16 protein-coding genes are annotated in these 17913 nt (G+C 41.6%); all 16 read left to right on the forward strand.

What is annotated here, in order from left to right:
• Positions 1-25 precede the first annotated feature (25 nt).
• The 16 genes from M1F97_RS06530 (at position 26) to M1F97_RS06600 (ending at position 17901) form a co-directional block, all read left to right on the forward strand.
• Positions 26-3751, forward strand: coding sequence for a phosphoribosylformylglycinamidine synthase (locus tag M1F97_RS06530; protein WP_247944586.1), 3726 nt, complete (start codon positions 26-28; stop codon positions 3749-3751).
• Between the two features lie 12 nt (positions 3752-3763).
• On the forward strand, positions 3764-5206 hold the full coding sequence (purF, locus tag M1F97_RS06535; protein WP_247944587.1) for an amidophosphoribosyltransferase: 1443 nt from the start codon (positions 3764-3766) through the stop codon (positions 5204-5206).
• 39 nt (positions 5207-5245) lie between these two features.
• On the forward strand, positions 5246-6268 hold the full coding sequence (gene purM / locus M1F97_RS06540; protein WP_247944588.1) for a phosphoribosylformylglycinamidine cyclo-ligase: 1023 nt from the start codon (positions 5246-5248) through the stop codon (positions 6266-6268).
• Positions 6265-6816, forward strand: a complete 552-nt coding sequence (gene purN / locus M1F97_RS06545; protein WP_247944589.1) for a phosphoribosylglycinamide formyltransferase — start codon at positions 6265-6267, stop codon at positions 6814-6816. Before purM ends, purN begins: the two co-directional genes overlap by 4 nt.
• A 3-nt stretch (positions 6817-6819) precedes the next feature.
• On the forward strand, positions 6820-7524 hold the full coding sequence (locus M1F97_RS06550) for a hypothetical protein (protein WP_247944590.1): 705 nt from the start codon (positions 6820-6822) through the stop codon (positions 7522-7524).
• Positions 7521-9068, forward strand: coding sequence for a bifunctional phosphoribosylaminoimidazolecarboxamide formyltransferase/IMP cyclohydrolase (gene purH / locus M1F97_RS06555; protein ID WP_247944591.1), 1548 nt, complete (start codon positions 7521-7523; stop codon positions 9066-9068). Before M1F97_RS06550 ends, purH begins: the two co-directional genes overlap by 4 nt.
• Before the next feature lie 210 nt (positions 9069-9278).
• The gene (locus tag M1F97_RS06560) at positions 9279-10112 is read left to right on the forward strand and encodes a sce7726 family protein (RefSeq protein ID WP_247944592.1); all 834 of its coding nucleotides are present in this window, start codon (positions 9279-9281) and stop codon (positions 10110-10112) included.
• Positions 10113-10124: 12 nt separating this feature from the next.
• Entirely contained in the window at positions 10125-11066 is a 942-nt protein-coding gene (locus M1F97_RS06565) for a sce7725 family protein (RefSeq protein WP_247944593.1), read from the forward strand.
• Positions 11067-11069: 3 nt separating this feature from the next.
• Complete coding sequence (locus tag M1F97_RS06570; protein ID WP_247944594.1) at positions 11070-12161, forward strand: RES domain-containing protein; 1092 nt, start codon at positions 11070-11072, stop codon at positions 12159-12161.
• Positions 12162-12505: 344 nt separating this feature from the next.
• Complete coding sequence (gene purD / locus M1F97_RS06575) at positions 12506-13771, forward strand: phosphoribosylamine--glycine ligase (protein ID WP_247944595.1); 1266 nt, start codon at positions 12506-12508, stop codon at positions 13769-13771.
• Positions 13772-14016: 245 nt separating this feature from the next.
• A complete protein-coding gene (gene purE / locus M1F97_RS06580; RefSeq protein ID WP_247944596.1) occupies positions 14017-14505 on the forward strand; it encodes a 5-(carboxyamino)imidazole ribonucleotide mutase in 489 nt (162 codons plus the stop codon).
• On the forward strand, positions 14492-15583 hold the full coding sequence (purK, locus tag M1F97_RS06585) for a 5-(carboxyamino)imidazole ribonucleotide synthase (RefSeq protein ID WP_084917294.1): 1092 nt from the start codon (positions 14492-14494) through the stop codon (positions 15581-15583). The genes purE and purK overlap by 14 nt, the downstream gene beginning before the upstream one ends.
• Before the next feature lie 9 nt (positions 15584-15592).
• Positions 15593-16270: a hypothetical protein gene (locus tag M1F97_RS06590; RefSeq protein ID WP_049552323.1), complete on the forward strand. Its 678-nt coding sequence runs from the start codon at positions 15593-15595 to the stop codon at positions 16268-16270.
• A 169-nt stretch (positions 16271-16439) separates the two neighbouring features.
• Entirely contained in the window at positions 16440-16607 is a 168-nt protein-coding gene (locus tag M1F97_RS06595; protein ID WP_164978943.1) for a hypothetical protein, read from the forward strand.
• 42 nt (positions 16608-16649) lie between these two features.
• Positions 16650-16889 carry a DUF6261 family protein gene (locus tag M1F97_RS09180; protein WP_006149148.1) on the forward strand — a complete coding sequence of 80 codons (240 nt, stop codon included), beginning with the start codon at positions 16650-16652 and terminating at the stop codon, positions 16887-16889.
• A gap of 145 nt (positions 16890-17034) precedes the next feature.
• Positions 17035-17901, forward strand: a complete 867-nt coding sequence (locus M1F97_RS06600) for a hypothetical protein (RefSeq protein WP_223336345.1) — start codon at positions 17035-17037, stop codon at positions 17899-17901.
• Positions 17902-17913: the final 12 nt, after the last annotated feature.

Below are 17913 nucleotides of genomic sequence, written 5' to 3' on the forward strand. Positions count from 1 at the left end.
AACTGAAATAAAGGAATAAGAATTGATGGATAAACGTATTTTTGTTGAGAAAAAGGCTGATTTTCAGGTCAAGTCAGAGAGTTTGGTGAGAGAGCTCCAGCACAACTTGGGACTTTCAAGCTTGAAAAGTATTCGCATCGTGCAAGTTTATGATGTCTTTGACTTGGCAGAGGATTTGTTTGCCCCTGCAGAAAAACATATCTTCTCTGAGCAGGTGACAGACCGTGTCTTAGACGAATCGACTGTGCAAGCGGATCTTGCTAACTATGCTTTCTTTGCCATTGAAAGCCTGCCTGGTCAATTTGACCAACGTGCAGCTTCTTCGCAAGAAGCCTTGCTTTTACTGGGAAGTTCGAGTGATGTGACGGTCAATACAGCCCAACTTTACTTGGTTAATAAAGATATTGATGCGACTGAGTTGGAAGCGGTCAAAAACTATTTGCTCAACCCAGTTGATTCTCGTTTCAAAGACATCACGACAGGAATTGCCAAGCAGGAATTTTCAGAGTCAGACAAGACCATTCCTAAATTGACTTTCTTTGAAAGCTATACGGCAGAAGACTTTGCCCGCTACAAGGCAGAGCAAGGGATGGCTATGGAAGTGGACGATTTGCTCTTTATCCAAGACTATTTCAAGTCAATCGGGCGCGTGCCGACGGAAACAGAGCTTAAGGTTTTGGACACTTACTGGTCTGACCACTGTCGTCACACGACTTTTGAGACCGAGTTGAAACACATTGATTTCTCAGCTTCTAAATTCCAAAAGCAGTTGCAGGCGACTTATGAAAAGTATATTGCCATGCGTGATGAGTTGGGACGTTCGGAGAAACCACAAACCTTGATGGATATGGCCACTATTTTCGGTCGTTACGAACGTGCCAATGGGCGTTTGGACGACATGGAAGTGTCTGATGAAATCAATGCCTGCTCAGTTGAAATCGAAGTGGACGTTGATGGTGTCAAGGAACCTTGGCTTCTCATGTTTAAAAATGAAACCCACAACCACCCAACGGAAATTGAGCCATTTGGTGGAGCGGCTACTTGTATCGGTGGGGCTATTCGTGACCCATTATCAGGCCGTTCCTACGTTTACCAAGCCATGCGTATCTCAGGTGCAGGTGACATTACAGCACCGATTTCAGAAACTCGCGCTGGTAAATTGCCACAACAAGTTATTTCTAAAACAGCGGCTCATGGTTATTCTTCATACGGGAACCAGATTGGGCTTGCGACGACCTACGTTCGTGAATACTTCCACCCAGGCTTTGTTGCTAAACGTATGGAGCTTGGTGCCGTTGTTGGTGCAGCTCCAAAGGGAAATGTAGTCCGTGAAAAACCGGAAGCGGGAGATGTCATTATCTTGCTCGGTGGTAAGACTGGACGTGATGGTGTCGGTGGTGCGACAGGTTCATCTAAAGTTCAAACGGTTGAATCTGTTGAAACAGCTGGTGCTGAGGTTCAAAAAGGGAATGCCATCGAAGAACGTAAGATTCAACGTCTTTTCCGTAATGGTGATGTCACTCGTCTTATCAAGAAATCAAATGACTTTGGTGCTGGTGGTGTCTGTGTGGCTATCGGTGAATTGGCAGATGGTCTTGAAATCGACCTTAATAAAGTGCCTCTTAAATACCAAGGCTTGAATGGCACAGAAATTGCCATTTCTGAATCACAAGAACGAATGGCGGTTGTGGTGCGTTCTGAGGACGTAGATGCCTTCGTTGCAGAATGTAATAAAGAAAATATTGACGCTGTTGTGGTGGCAACAGTGACTGAAAAACCAAATCTAGTCATGCACTGGAATGGTGAAACCATCGTTGATTTGGAACGTCGTTTCCTTGATACAAACGGTGTACGTGTAGTTGTGGATGCTAAGGTAGTTGACAAGGATGTCAAGCTTCCAGAAGAGCGTAAGACAAGTGTTGAAACCCTTGAAGCAGATACCCTTTCAGTTCTATCTGATCTCAACCATGCGAGTCAAAAAGGCTTGCAAACCATCTTTGATAGTTCAGTTGGTCGTTCAACGGTTAATCACCCACTTGGTGGTCGCTACCAACTCACACCAACTGAGGCATCTGTGCAGAAATTGCCAGTTCAACACGGTGTGACTCACACTGCGTCAGTCATGGCCCAAGGATTCAACCCTTACGTGGCAGAATGGTCTCCATACCACGGTGCTGCTTATGCGGTTATCGAAGCAACTGCTCGTTTGGTTGCTACTGGTGCCAACTGGTCTAAGGCTCGTTTCTCTTACCAAGAGTACTTCGAGCGGATGGATAAGCAAGCAGAGCGTTTTGGTCAGCCAGTAGCGGCTCTCCTAGGTTCTATCGAAGCACAAATCCAACTTGGTTTGCCATCTATCGGTGGGAAAGACTCTATGTCTGGTACTTTTGAAGAATTGACAGTGCCACCAACCTTGGTTGCCTTTGGGGTGACAACAGCAGATAGCCGTAAGGTGCTCTCTCCTGAGTTCAAGAATGTTGGTGAAAACATCTACTACATCCCAGGTCAAGCTCTCTCTACAGAGATTGATTTTGACTTGATTAAGCAAAACTTTGCTCAGTTTGAAGCCCTTCAAAAAGCTCACAAAGTGACGGCAGCTTCAGCTGTTAAATATGGTGGTGTTATTGAAAGTTTGGCACTTGCTACCTTTGGGAACCATATCGGTGCAGAGGTAACCTTGCCTGAACTTGCAAGTTCTTTGACAGCTCAATTAGGCGGATTTGTCTTCACCTCTCCTCAAGAAATCGCTGGAGTGGAGAAGATTGGACAAACAAGAGCAGACTTTACACTCCTTGTCAACGGTGTGAAGCTAGATGGACACAAGCTTGACAGTGCTTTCCAAGGAAAACTGGAAGAAGTTTATCCAACAGAATTTGCCCAAACTACAGAATTGGAAGAAGTTCCAGCTGTCGCTTCTAACGCAGTCATCAAAGCTAAAGAAACTATTGAAAAACCAGTGGTTTACATCCCAGTCTTCCCAGGAACCAACTCGGAATATGACTCAGCCAAGGCCTTCGAAAAAGAAGGGGCTGAGGTTAACTTGGTGCCATTCGTGACCTTGAATGAAGATGCTATTGTCAAGTCAGTTGAAACTATGGTTGACAATATTGGCAAGGCTAACATCCTCTTCTTTGCAGGTGGATTCTCAGCTGCGGACGAGCCAGATGGTTCAGCCAAGTTTATCGTCAACATCCTGCTTAATGAAAAAGTGCGTGCAGCCATTGACAACTTTATCGCTCGTGGTGGTTTGATTATCGGTATCTGTAATGGATTCCAAGCTCTCGTAAAATCAGGTCTTCTTCCATACGGAAACTTTGAAGATGCAAGCAGTACCAGCCCAACCCTCTTCTACAATGATGCCAACCAACACGTGGCTAAGATGGTGGAAACTCGGATTGCCAATACTAACTCGCCATGGTTGGCTGGGGTGCAAGTGGGCGATATCCACGCTATTCCTGTTTCGCACGGTGAAGGGAAGTTTGTCGTGACGGCGGAGGAATTTGCGGAGCTCCGTGACAATGGACAAATTTTCAGCCAATACGTTGACTTTGACGGAAAACCAAGTATGGACTCTAAGTACAATCCAAATGGTTCTGTCCATGCTATCGAGGGAATCACTAGCAAGAACGGCCAAATCATCGGTAAGATGGGACACTCAGAACGTTATGAAGACGGTCTCTTCCAAAACATCCCAGGAAATAAAGACCAGCACCTGTTCGCGTCAGCTGTGCGTTATTTCACAGGGAAATAAAAGGTATAAAAAATGACATACGAAGTAAAATCTCTTAATGAAGAATGTGGTGTTTTCGGTATTTGGGGTCACCCGGATGCTGCTAAATTGACCTATTTTGGGCTCCACAGTCTTCAGCACCGTGGTCAGGAGGGGGCAGGTATCCTCTCCAATGACCAAGGGAAATTGAAGCGCCATCGTGATATGGGGCTGTTATCAGAAGTTTTCAAAAATCCTACCAAATTGGACAAGCTGACAGGAACGGCTGCCATTGGACATGTGCGTTATGCGACTGCTGGAGAAGCCTCTGCCGATAATATCCAACCTTTCATTTTTCGCTTTCATGATATGCAGTTTGGTTTGGCTCATAATGGGAATCTGACCAACGCGTCGTCGCTCAAGAAAGAATTAGAGCAAAGAGGAGCTATTTTCAGTTCAACTTCCGATTCGGAAATCTTGGCTCACCTCATTCGCCGTAGTCACAACCCTAGCTTGATGGGGAAAATCAAGGAGGCTCTCAGTCTAGTCAAAGGTGGCTTTGCTTATATCTTGCTGTTTGAGGATAAGTTGATTGCGGCGCTTGACCCAAATGGCTTCCGTCCTCTTTCAATCGGGAAAATGGCTAATGGAGCGGTAGTCGTTTCCTCTGAAACTTGTGCTTTTGAAGTGATCCGAGCAGAGTGGATTCGTGATGTGAAACCAGGAGAGATTGTCATTATTGATGACAATGGCATCCAGTATGATAGTTATACAAATGATACTCAGCTCGCGATTTGCTCTATGGAGTATATCTACTTTGCCCGCCCTGATTCCAACATCCATGGTGTCAATGTTCATACGGCACGGAAACGTATGGGTGCCCAATTGGCGCGTGAATTTAAGCATGAGGCAGATATCGTGGTCGGTGTGCCAAACTCCTCACTCAGCGCAGCCATGGGCTTTGCGGAAGAATCAGGACTCCCAAACGAAATGGGTCTTATAAAAAACCAATACACCCAACGCACCTTTATCCAACCAACTCAAGAATTGCGGGAGCAAGGGGTACGGATGAAACTTTCTGCCGTTTCGGGTGTTGTTAAAGGCAAACGTGTGGTTATGGTGGATGATTCCATTGTCCGCGGGACAACCTCTCGCCGTATCGTTCAGCTTTTGAAAGAAGCGGGTGCGTCTGAGGTTCACGTTGCCATTGGAAGTCCTGCGCTAGCTTATCCATGTTTCTATGGGATTGATATCCAGACGCGTCAGGAGTTGATTGCTGCCAATCATACGGTTGAAGAGACCTGCCAAATCATTGGTGCAGATAGCCTGACCTATCTTTCGATTGATGGCTTGATTAACTCTATCGGGATTGAAACAGATGCACCGAATGGCGGTCTCTGTGTCGCTTATTTTGACGGTGACTACCCAACTCCTCTCTACGACTATGAGGAAGAATATCGAAGAAGCTTGGGTGACAAGATCAGTTTTTACAAATAGACGGCTAAAGACTCTCCATTAAAGGAAAGGAATAAACAAATGACAAATAAAAATGCTTATGCGCAATCCGGTGTGGATGTTGAAGCGGGTTATGAAGTTGTTGAGCGGATCAAAAAGCACGTGGCTCGTACGGAGCGTGCAGGTGTTATGGGAGCTCTAGGTGGTTTCGGTGGCATGTTTGACCTTTCAAAAACAGGTGTCAAAGAGCCCGTATTGATCTCAGGGACTGATGGCGTCGGGACCAAGCTCATGCTGGCTATCAAGTATGACAAGCACGATACCATCGGGCAAGACTGTGTGGCCATGTGTGTCAATGACATCATCGCTGCAGGTGCGGAGCCTCTTTACTTCCTTGACTACGTCGCGACTGGTAAAAATGAACCAGCTAAACTAGAACAAGTTGTCGCTGGTGTGGCAGAAGGTTGTGTGAAGGCAGGCGCTGCCCTCATTGGTGGGGAAACAGCTGAAATGCCTGGTATGTATGGCGAGGATGACTATGACTTGGCTGGTTTTGCGGTCGGTGTGGCTGAAAAATCTCAAATTATTGACGGCTCAAAGGTGACAGAAGGTGATGTTCTTCTCGGACTTGCTTCAAGTGGGATTCACTCAAATGGTTACTCACTCGTTCGTCGTGTCTTTGCTGACTACACAGGTGAGGAAGTCTTGCCAGAATTGGAAGGCAAGAAACTCAAGGAAGTCCTTCTTGAGCCGACTCGTATCTATGTCAAGGCTGTCTTGCCACTCATCAAGGAAGAGTTAGTCAACGGCATTGCCCACATCACAGGTGGCGGCTTTATCGAGAATGTTCCTCGTATGTTTGCGGCTGACCTAGCTGCGGAAATTGAAGAAGACAAGGTTCCAGTCCTTCCTATCTTCAAAGCTCTTGAAAAATACGGTGAAATCAAGCATGAAGAAATGTTTGAAATCTTCAATATGGGTGTGGGACTCATGCTGGCAGTCAAGCCTGAAAATGTAGGTCGTGTCAAGGAATTGCTGGATGAACCAGTCTATGAAATTGGTCGCATCGTCAAGAAAGAAAACGAAAGTGTCATCATCAAATGAAAAAAATAGCGGTTTTTGCCTCTGGTAACGGCTCAAATTTTCAGGTGATTGCGGAAGAATTTCCAGTGGAGTTTGTTTTTTCAGACCATCGTGACGCCTATGTGCTGGAACGTGCAGACAAGCTCGGCATCCTGTCCTATGCTTTTGAACTCAAGGAGTTTGAGAACAAGGCAGACTATGAAGCAGCCCTTGTCGAACTCTTGGAAGAACACCAGATTGACTTGGTTTGTCTAGCAGGCTATATGAAAATCGTTGGGTCAACCTTATTGGCAGCTTATGAAGGCCGAATCATCAACATTCATCCAGCCTACCTGCCAGAATTTCCAGGAGCTCATGGGATTGAGGACGCTTGGAATGCTGGTGTCGCTGAGAGTGGCGTGACTATTCACTGGGTGGATTCGGGTGTGGATACAGGAAAGGTCATCAAACAAGTACGCGTACCACGACTAGCTGATGATACCATTGCCAGTTTTGAAGCTCGGATTCATGAAACGGAGTACAAGTTGTATCCGGAAGTGTTGGATAGTTTAGGGGTGGATAGGAAGTAAATTTTGAATAATAAAGCTGTTAAGACTTTACTAGATAAAGTTAAAGAATTTGAAGAATGTTTTAATGAGTATGAAAAACAATTTTACCCTAAAGTAATAAAAATTAGAAATAAATTTCTAATTAGCTTAATTGTATTTATTACCCTAATGTTAACAAGTTATGTGCTTTGGTTGTGGGATTTTGGTGATTTGTGTGTTAAAATAGCTTCTCTTATTTTTACTGTGTTTTCTTTGTGGTATTTTATTTATCTCAGTCGAAAATTTGATAAAGTTTCAGATGGAAAACCTAATAAATTTGAAGAGCTATGTAGAGAAATAAAGTATGAATTGATTCTTATGTATGGAGAAAAAGCTAGTTATGCTGTGAAGTTGTTAATAGCTGATTTGACAGATAAACGTGATAGGTCGATTAAGCGATATGAAAGTTCAATACAATTTGTCGGTAGAATTGGTATAATTTTGACAACGGCTTTTGTCACTTTGGCTTTAAATAAATTATTTGTTGCAGATGAGACAGCTATTTCTGTTGAAACATTTTTGGGTTTAATTTTAATCGTAGCTATAATAGTATGGTTGATTAATTTCATAGATAGTGGAATAAAAAATATTATTAAATACCCCATATGGGGTAAAGCTTCAAAAGAAGTGTATCTAATAGATATTTTATACGAAGTTAAATATATGGTTTTGGAAAAGGAGAACAAATGACTAAACGCGCCTTAATCAGCGTCTCAGACAAAGCGGGCATTGTTGAATTTGCCCAAGAACTTAAAAAACTTGGTTGGGATATCATCTCAACAGGTGGTACAAAAGTTGTCCTTGATAATGCTGGGGTGGAGACCATTGCGATCGATGATGTGACTGGTTTTCCAGAAATGATGGATGGCCGTGTCAAAACCCTCCATCCAAATATCCACGGTGGGCTCCTCGCACGTCGTGATCTCGATAGCCACCTTCAAGCGGCTAAGGACAACCAGATCGAGCTTATTGACCTTGTAGTGGTCAATCTCTATCCATTCAAGGAAACCATTCTCAAACCAGACGTTACTTACGCTGATGCAGTCGAAAACATCGATATCGGTGGTCCATCTATGCTTCGTTCAGCAGCTAAAAACCACGCCAGCGTAACGGTTGTGGTAGACCCTGCTGACTATGCAGTGGTTTTGGACGAATTGGCAGCCAATGGTGAAACGAATTATGAAACGCGCCAACGTTTGGCGGCAAAGGTTTTCCGTCACACAGCGGCTTATGATGCCTTGATTGCAGAATATTTCACAGCTCAGGTCGGCGAAAGCAAGCCTGAAAAACTGACCTTGACTTATGACCTCAAACAAGCTATGCGCTATGGGGAAAATCCTCAACAGGATGCCGATTTCTACCAAAAAGCCTTGCCAACGGACTATTCAATTGCATCAGCGAAACAGCTCAACGGTAAGGAATTGTCCTTTAACAATATCCGCGATGCGGATGCAGCTATCCGTATTATCCGTGATTTCAAAGAGCGTCCAACAGTTGTGGCTTTGAAACATATGAATCCATGTGGAATTGGTCAAGCTGATGACATCGAGACTGCTTGGGACTATGCTTATGAGTCTGACCCAGTGTCTATCTTTGGTGGAATTGTCGTCCTTAACCGTGAGGTGGATGCTGCGACAGCTGGGAAGATGCACGGAGTTTTCCTTGAAATCATCATCGCACCAAGCTATACGGATGAAGCGCTAGCCATTTTGACCAACAAAAAGAAAAACTTGCGTATTCTTGCTTTGCCATTTGACGCTCAAGAGGCTAGTGAGGTAGAGGCAGAATACACAGGCGTGGTCGGTGGACTTCTTGTGCAAAACCAAGACGTGGTCAAGGAAAGCCCAGCTGACTGGCAAGTGGTGACCAAACGCCAGCCAACCGAGACAGAAGCGACTGCTCTTGAGTTCGCTTGGAAAGCTATCAAGTACGTCAAATCAAACGGTATCATCGTAACCAACGACCATATGACACTCGGTGTTGGCCCAGGGCAAACCAACCGTGTAGCTTCAGTCCGTATTGCCATTGAACAAGCCAAAGACCGCCTTGACGGCGCTGTGCTTGCTTCAGATGCCTTCTTCCCATTTGCGGATAACGTGGAAGAAATCGCTAAAGCAGGTATCAAAGCCATCATCCAACCAGGTGGATCTGTCCGTGACCAAGAGTCTATCGAAGCTGCGGATAAATATGGCTTGACCATGGTCTTCACAGGCGTAAGACATTTTAGACATTAAGAAGTAAAAGGGAAGAAAACAGTTTCTTTCCTTTTTTTGAAATGAAATAATAGATTAATAAAAAAGTTACGAGAAGCGAATTTATTTGTAAATTGGAAAACATCATAATTTTATCAGCAAGGTAATAAATAAAGTTATGATAAACTATGTTAGAAGTAAATATTTTTGATATAATGATGTTAGCAGAGCGCAATCAAGGAGGGGATTGATTTGGAAATTAAAAAAAATTATTTAATAAATAGATTTTTTTCTAGAAATACTATCAAAAATCTCGTACAAAATAAAAAAGATCCAGTTTTTGAGCGTGTTTCGCAACATTATAAATTAGAAAATAATTTGTCCACTATTCAAAATGTTTATAATAAACTATCTCGGTCGTATCGGAACGAATACTTCTATAAGAATACTCTTTTAAATAAACGTTTATTAGGAATACATAGTGTCAATACTACAACAGCTTTAACAGAGATACCTGTCGGTCGAGCAAAACCAGATTTTATTTTAATCAACGGGAAGGCGGTTGTGTATGAAATAAAAACAGAATTAGACAATTTTGACAGACTTGAAAACCAAATCAATGAATATTATAAAGCTTTTAACCATGTTGCCATTTTGACATACGAAAAGAACATAGAAATGGCGAAAAGAAAAATTGATGAGATTAATAAACCTATTGGTCTATATATTTTACAAAAAAACGTAAAAATTAAAACAGTGATGGAACCCAAGGAATACAATAATGATTTAGATAGAGATATCATTTTCAGTATTCTTCGGAAACGCGAATATGAAAGTATTATTGAGAAGCATTTTGGTTCTTTACCTCAGGTCTCTCAATTCGATTATTACGATGTTTGTAGGCAACTAACTGAAGATATTCGACTAGAACAATTTTATTCAGATTTTTTAATTGAACTGAAAAAAAGAAATCCAATCAATAAAGAATTGTTTGCGGCGGTCCCATATGAACTCAAGTTTTTGGTGTATTTCATGAACTTTAAACCAAAGGATTATGATGCACTTGCACAATTTTTACAAAAATAGGAGGAGCAAAGTATGTATTTTCCATACCTAAGAGGTCGGCAATATGAATTAATAGCGCTCAGAGAGTTATTAGAAAATAATAAGTTAAGCAACAATGTTATTCCAATTATTGAACCAGTGAGATTATCCCCAACTCTGGTCAGTACTTTAGAAGCATTTGCAACGAAGAAGCAACCGTGTGCCCTCATCATGAATCCAGCAGTAGGGTTCTTTAAAGAGGAATACAGCAAAAACGAAAAAAATCGAGCAAGCCGCTTAGACAAAGTGATTGAGCAGAGTGAGCATTTGTACTTTGCCTCACTGATGAGTACAGATTATCAAAAAGCTGATAATTTCAAGCAGAATGATGACATGAGTAAGCAAATCACAATATGTAAAGATCCTGATGATTTAAATGGATACGAAGATAATTATAATACAGAACTAACAGCCTACAATATTATTGGGGAAGACAGTAAGTTAAACAGAGAGGTTAGCGGGAGCAAAGTCAAAATTAGTGACAGATTTAAGAAAGCGCCAAGAAATGTAGATTATGCTAAAAAAACAGATGAATTTTTCTCAGAAGATCATAAATATTTTTTAAAGGATGGGTATAAGGGGTTTTCGGATTACTCTATTGTTGGCGAGAGCTACAGTGATTCAGGATTTGCCCCCACTGCTATAGCTATTCATATCGTTTATTTTAACGAAAAACAAGATTTAAGAATTCATCATTTTGTATCTAATACAAATGAAAAGCAGAGAAACCAAGCGGGTAAGTTTGAGGAGGCTCTCGAAAAGTTAATCACTGCTATTGAAGAAGGTAAAATATCACAGACAATGGCGACCAAAGAGTTTCAACGATTGTCCGATACCAAAACATATCCAGGGCTTGGCACCATTAAAAAATTAACCATGATGCATCATATTGAATTGGTTGGTAAATATCTTGATCAAATAAATGGAGACAGATAGTTAATGAAGTTTTGTCAAAAATGCTTTGCAGATGAAATTCTTAAATCTCAAGTAGTCATAGCTGGAAGACAGTCTAGCTGTGATTTATGTAATAATGCGAATGACTTTATTTATGATACGCAGAAAGATAACTATTTAATTGATTATTTTAGTTCATTTATTTCAATTTTTTCTCCAATAGAAAAAATCGAAAATTTCCAATCTGGTCAAGAGACGCTATTAAAAACTGAAGTAGCAACAAATTGGAACATATTTACTACTAATGATGAGTATAAGGTTTATCAAATGCTTTCAGAAATTTGTAAAGAACTGTTTGAAGAAATTCCAAATTTGTTAAACTCACCTGTTGGAGTAGATAAAATGTATGATCCTATCTATTTACAGGAGCATTCGTTATTCAGTAAGGGTTGGGAATGTTTTGTTGAAGATATTAAATATAATAATCGTTTTCATTCTAACCAGATTAATAAAGGTATTTTAGCAAAGTATTGTGAAGCTATCCAAAAGACTTATTCAGGAGGAGAACAATTCTTTAGATGTAGAATTGCAAAAGATAGAAAACAATTTGAGCCGGAAGAAATAGGTGCACCCCCTAAAGGTAAATCTGCTGATGGAAGAGCGAATGCAAGAGGGATTGTGACGTTATATTTGGGTGATACAGAAAAAACAGCATTACATGAAACTAGAACAGGTTTATATGACCATGTCTGCATTGGGACTTTTGAATTAAAGTCTCCTATAACAGTTATTGATTTTAAAAAAATCAATGAAATTAGTCCCTTTCAAGATGGGATTATTGATGACATTGCTGAGTTGGCAATTAATAAAAAGCATCTAAAACAAATTGATTATGAGATGGGGAGAGTAATGAGAAAGTCTGATGATGTTTTAGATTATCTCCCAACTCAATATATAGCTGATTTTGTCAGATCTATAGTCTCAGAAGAATATCCTGAACAATATGCCTTTCAAGGAATTGAATTCCGTAGTGTTATGAATCTAGAAGGTTTCAATTTAGCTATATTCACACCAGAGTGTTTTGATGTAATTGATATAAAAATGAAACGAATAAATCAGATTTCCTATGTCTGGTAGATATAAAACATGGCTACATACTTTAGAGATATTCCGCACTTAATGAGCTTGGGACAAAAGTCTAGCCTTAAATATAAAAAGCGAACAAAGATAGTTTTCTGACAATCAGAATTTTTTCTTGTTCGCTTTTTTATTTCATTTACCAAGTCTAAGAATTTATCGTATAGAATCCCTAAAGTCAAAATTTTTTTGTCCCAGCCTCATTAGGTGTTTAAAGATTTAAAAAATGAACTAGCTTCAGTAAGTATACTCTATGTTGTAGTTTTCTACTTGTAGATATAATTAGATTAAAACGAACGTTTATGATATAATGTTAGTAAATAATTCGCAAAAGAGGTTAAGAGATGAAGCTGTTAGTTGTCGGTTCGGGTGGTCGTGAACATGCGATTGCTAAGAAATTGCTTGAGTCAAAAGACGTTGAAAAAGTTTTTGTGGCTCCAGGAAATGACGGGATGACTCTAGATGATCTGGAATTGGTAAATATCTCTATTTCCGAACATTCTAAGTTAATTGAGTTTGCAAAGGCCAACGATATTGCTTGGACCTTCATCGGGCCAGATGATGCCCTTGCTGCTGGTATCGTGGATGATTTTAACAAAGCTGGGCTCAAGGCTTTTGGTCCGACTAGGGCTGCAGCGGAGCTGGAGTGGTCCAAGGATTTTGCTAAGGAAATCATGGTCAAATACGACGTCCCGACAGCAGCCTATGGCACATTTTCAGATTTCGAGGAGGCCAAGGCTTATATCGAAGGAAAAGGCGCTCCAATCGTAGTCAAGGCAGATGGTTTGGCACTTGGGAAAGGTGTTGTCGTAGCTGAAACGGTTGAGCAAGCGGTCGAAGCCGCTCACGAGATGCTTTTGGACAATAAGTTCGGTGACTCGGGGGCGCGAGTGGTCATCGAGGAATTCCTTGACGGAGAAGAGTTCTCTCTCTTTGCCTTTGTCAAAGGGGACAAGTTCTACATCATGCCGACAGCTCAGGACCATAAACGTGCCTATGACGGCGACAAGGGCCCTAACACGGGCGGTATGGGAGCTTATGCGCCAGTTCCTCACTTGCCACAGAGCGTGGTTGATACGGCGGTTGAGACTATTGTCAAGCCAGTTCTTAAAGGAATGATAAAAGAAGGTCGTCCGTATCTTGGTGTCCTTTACGCAGGGCTTATTTTGACTGCTGACGGTCCGAAGGTTATAGAGTTTAACGCTCGATTTGGAGATCCCGAAACTCAGATTATCTTGCCTCGTTTGACATCTGACTTTGCGCAAAATATCACGGATATTCTCGATGGCAAGGAGCCAAACATCACGTGGACGGACAAGGGTGTGACTCTGGGTGTGGTTGTCGCATCCCAGGGCTACCCGCTAGACTATGAAAAAGGTGTTAAGCTTCCATCCAAGACCGAAGGCGACATTATCACCTACTATGCTGGAGCTAAGTTTGCGGAAAATAGCAGAGCGCTGCTATCAAATGGTGGACGTGTCTATATGCTCGTCACCACAGCAGATACCGTCAAAGAAGCCCAAGAAACCATCTACCAAGAACTCTCCCAACAAAAAACAGAAGGCCTCTTTTACCGAACAGATATCGGAAGCAAGGCCATAAAAGATTAACAGACATATTTGCCATGGCGAGCGAAAGCGAGATAAACTAAGATAACGATCGTTTGATCTGCGAGCATTAGCGAGCTAATATAGAACAACTACCGCCGTTGTGAAAGAACGCTTGGATGATAAGCCAATCGTTTAGGGAAATCGGAAGACCTTGGGCTTCCGATTTAGGCATGAGATACCTTTGGTGGATGCTGCCGTCCCTCACAACCTAAGGTGATTGTTGAAAGGAAGAAAAAGGAGAAGAAATGAAACCAGTAATTTCCATTATCATGGGCTCAAAATCCGACTGGGCAACCATGCAAAAAACAGCAGAAGTCCTGGACCGCTTCGGTATAGTCTACGAAAAAAAAGTTGTCTCTGCCCACCGGACACCAGATCTCATGTTCAGACATGCGGAGGAAGCTCGTAGCCGTGGTATCAAGGTCATTATCGCAGGTGCAGGTGGCGCAGCCCATTTGCCAGGTATGGTAGCTGCTAAAACAACCCTTCCTGTCATTGGTGTACCAGTCAAATCACGTGCCCTTAGTGGCGTGGATTCGCTCTATTCGATTGTTCAGATGCCGGGTGGCGTGCCTGTTGCGACAATGGCTATTGGTGAAGCGGGTGCGACCAATGCGGCCCTCTTTGCCCTCCGTCTCCTATCAGTAGAGGATCAGGCTATCGCGACAGCTTTGGCAGATTTTGCAGAAGAACAAGGAAAAATCGCAGAGGAGTCGACAAATGAGCTCATCTAAAACAATAGGAATTATCGGTGGCGGTCAGCTGGGGCAGATGATGGCCATTTCTGCTATCTACATGGGGCACAAGGTCATCGCGCTGGATCCTGCGGCGGATTGTCCAGCCTCTCGTGTGGCAGAAATCATCGTGGCTCCCTATAACGATGTGGAGGCCCTTCGTCAGTTGGCTGAGTGTTGCGATGTCCTCACCTATGAGTTTGAGAATGTCGATGCTGACGGTCTGGATGCTGTCATCAAGGATGGGCAACTTCCACAAGGAACAGACCTGCTTCGCATTTCACAAAACCGTATCTTTGAAAAGGACTTTCTCTCAAATAAGGCTCAAGTGACAGTTGCACCCTACAAGGTCGTGACTTCTAGCCAAGACTTGGCAGATATTGACCTGGCCAAAACCTATGTCCTCAAGACTGCGACAGGTGGCTACGATGGACATGGTCAAAAGATCATTCGCTCAGCAGAAGATTTGGAAGAAGCCTATGCGCTAGCAGATTCAGCAGACTGCGTTTTGGAAGAATTTGTCAATTTTGACCTTGAAATTTCTGTCATCGTGTCAGGGAATGGCAAGGATGTGACAGTTTTCCCAGTGCAGGAAAATGTTCACCGCAACAACATTCTTTCTAAAACGATTGTGCCTGCTCGCATTTCTGATAAGTTAGCAGAAAAAGCAAAAACCATGGCAGTGCGAATTGCAGAACAACTTAACTTATCTGGAACGCTTTGCGTGGAAATGTTTGCGACGGCTGACGACATCATCGTCAATGAGATTGCCCCGCGTCCACACAACTCAGGCCACTACTCAATCGAAGCCTGCGACTTCTCCCAGTTTGATACCCATATCTTGGGTGTTCTAGGAGCACAATTGCCAGCGATCAAACTATATGCGCCAGCTGTCATGCTCAATGTCCTCGGCCAGCACGTCGAGGCGGCCGAAAAATATGTCACAAAAAATCCAAGCGCCCACCTCCACATGTATGGTAAAATAGAAGCGAAGCACAACCGCAAAATGGGACATGTGACTTTGTTTAGTGATGTGCCGGATAAGGTTGAGGAGTTTGGGGAAGGGATGGATTTTTAGAGGAGAGGTATGCCATTAAAGTATTTTGAGATCAAAAACTTATTAAGAAGCCAGATAGGTTTAGTTGACTCCCTTACGGGAAAAGTTATGAAGTATGTATTATTGTATGGGATTTTATATGCGCTTTTTCTAATTGGTAGAGCTCAAGATCCAGATTCCTCAGGGGGACTTGTTGCTTTATTATTAATTATGGGAGTGCTTTATAGATTTAATTTTCTTTTTGAGAAAATTAATATTAAAAATTTAACGATAGCTTTTAGAAAAGGATATTTTTTAAATGACGAACATACGGAAATGTTAATTTCTGATATAGAATTATCGTTGAAAAAAATAAATAGTTTTGCAAATTGGAGTTGTGGTATTTTAGCAACTATTTCAATATTTGTGACTACAACCTATCTTAATTTTTTTAAAGATTCTATTCCTAAAGAAGAACTTTCAAAACTGTTAATTGATGAAAATGCTGGTTTGCAAAATGACTTGGTTGTTTTTTTAGCATTGTTGATGTTTCTGATAATTTTAGGATTACTAGGTTATTATCTTGCTGTTCAAGCCTTTACTTACGATATGCGATTTGTAAATACTATTTTAAAAAGCAGCCTTTACATTGATGAAGATGACATAATCATAGGTGGATTTTGGAAGAAGCTTGCGCACAGTTTAGATCATTTTATTTCGGGATTTTGATAAGTAGACGATATGAAAGGTGATCAATTGCTTCCTCCTCCCCATTCCCTCCCCGTCAGAATCAGACCGCTGAAACTTCCCGACGATGTGTTTCTGTTTGCGGGAAACCTTTGGGATTTTCTCCCATATCATTTATGAAAATAATATTTTTAAAAAAAGGAGACGATAGATGAATTTGAAAACTTATGGGATTGAATCTCTGGCGACAGAGAAGTTGAAAACCGATGAGTTTTCGCAGTTGACAGCTGACACGGTTTCAGCTTTGATAACTTTTGCCAAGGAGCACAAGCAGGAGCACTTGCTCACGACTCACGCTAGCCGTCTGGAAACGGCTTAGGCTAATTATCAGAGCGCGCCAAAGGGCAAAGCAGCATCGGCTGTGGTCAAGGACTTGGACGAGGTCGACCAAAAGCGTGACAATGCCTACCAAACGCTGGTCAATTTTGTAAAAGCCTACGCTCATGTTGACGGACAGGCGGTGGAGGCAGCCTACACCAAGCTGCGCAAAGCAAATTCGTTGCGGTTTATAAAGCCCGCCTCAGCGAGCAAGCCAATACAAGATTGGCCAAAGCAAGCAACAAAAACAAACCCTGCAAGCCGCTTACGACTACATCATTGACCTAGTCGCCGTCCTATCCCACGGCCAACCCGAACACTAAGACTACCAAAATCTCAAAGCCCAACTCAACACCATCAGGAAGAGATATAGGGCTAGTGGGAAGAAGAAAGTTACAAAACCAGAGGGTGAGAGTTGAGGAGGAAGTTTGAAAAAAGTAATTTACTTAATTACAGCCGTAATTACACTTTTATTAATAATATTGAGCTGTTCTTATTGGAATAGCATTGTTAATAACTTTGAAACTAAACCAGGTGATTACCTTATCCAATTACTGTGTATGTTGATTCCTGTATTAATATCATTATTTCTTTTTCATGTCGAGAGTTTGGAAAGGAAAGACGATCTGATTTTGCAAGAGCAACGTTTAGATAAACAAGAAGAAAATCAGAAACAAATGCAAGAAACTTTTGTAGAAATTACAAACATTTTAGATGCACAGAATACAAAACAAGAAAAGATGGGGGAATCTCTAGAAAAAACAGCGCTTGAGTTAAGACGAATAAGATTACCGAAGGGATTAGAATTTTTATATGAAAATATTGATCGTATTGAGGAATATATTCAGAGTGACTCAAGGGTTCAAAACACAATGAATGTCGTTGCTAGACATTATGCTATGGGAGAATTGCTAGAAAAGTGGAGGGAAATAGAGCTTGAGGAAGTTCCGCTAAAAATTAGAAGAGAGTTTGGAAACGCAAGATACTTTTTTGAAGATTATTCAAAATTACTATTTATTTCATATAATTTTTTGGTATCTCAAGAGAAAGATTTAGAAAAGAAAAATATTTTTGCTATTGGTTTTAATGCTTCAATTAGAATTGTAGACATGATTGCGATGGCATCAGAAAAATTAAATAGTCTACCTGATGAGAATCGGAAAGATATCAGTAAGGAAGATAGTCAATTACTATCTATTTATTATAACGATAGTAAAGAAAAAACTGTTGAAGCACTTGAAAAAAGAATTGAAAATTTTCATTCTAACCTGTTCAAGATGAAAGAAATGCTTTAAAGGAGAAACAAC

Origin of the sequence: Streptococcus oralis (genome assembly GCF_023110435.1) — a bacterium.
Lineage (GTDB): Bacteria > Bacillota > Bacilli > Lactobacillales > Streptococcaceae > Streptococcus > Streptococcus oralis_CF.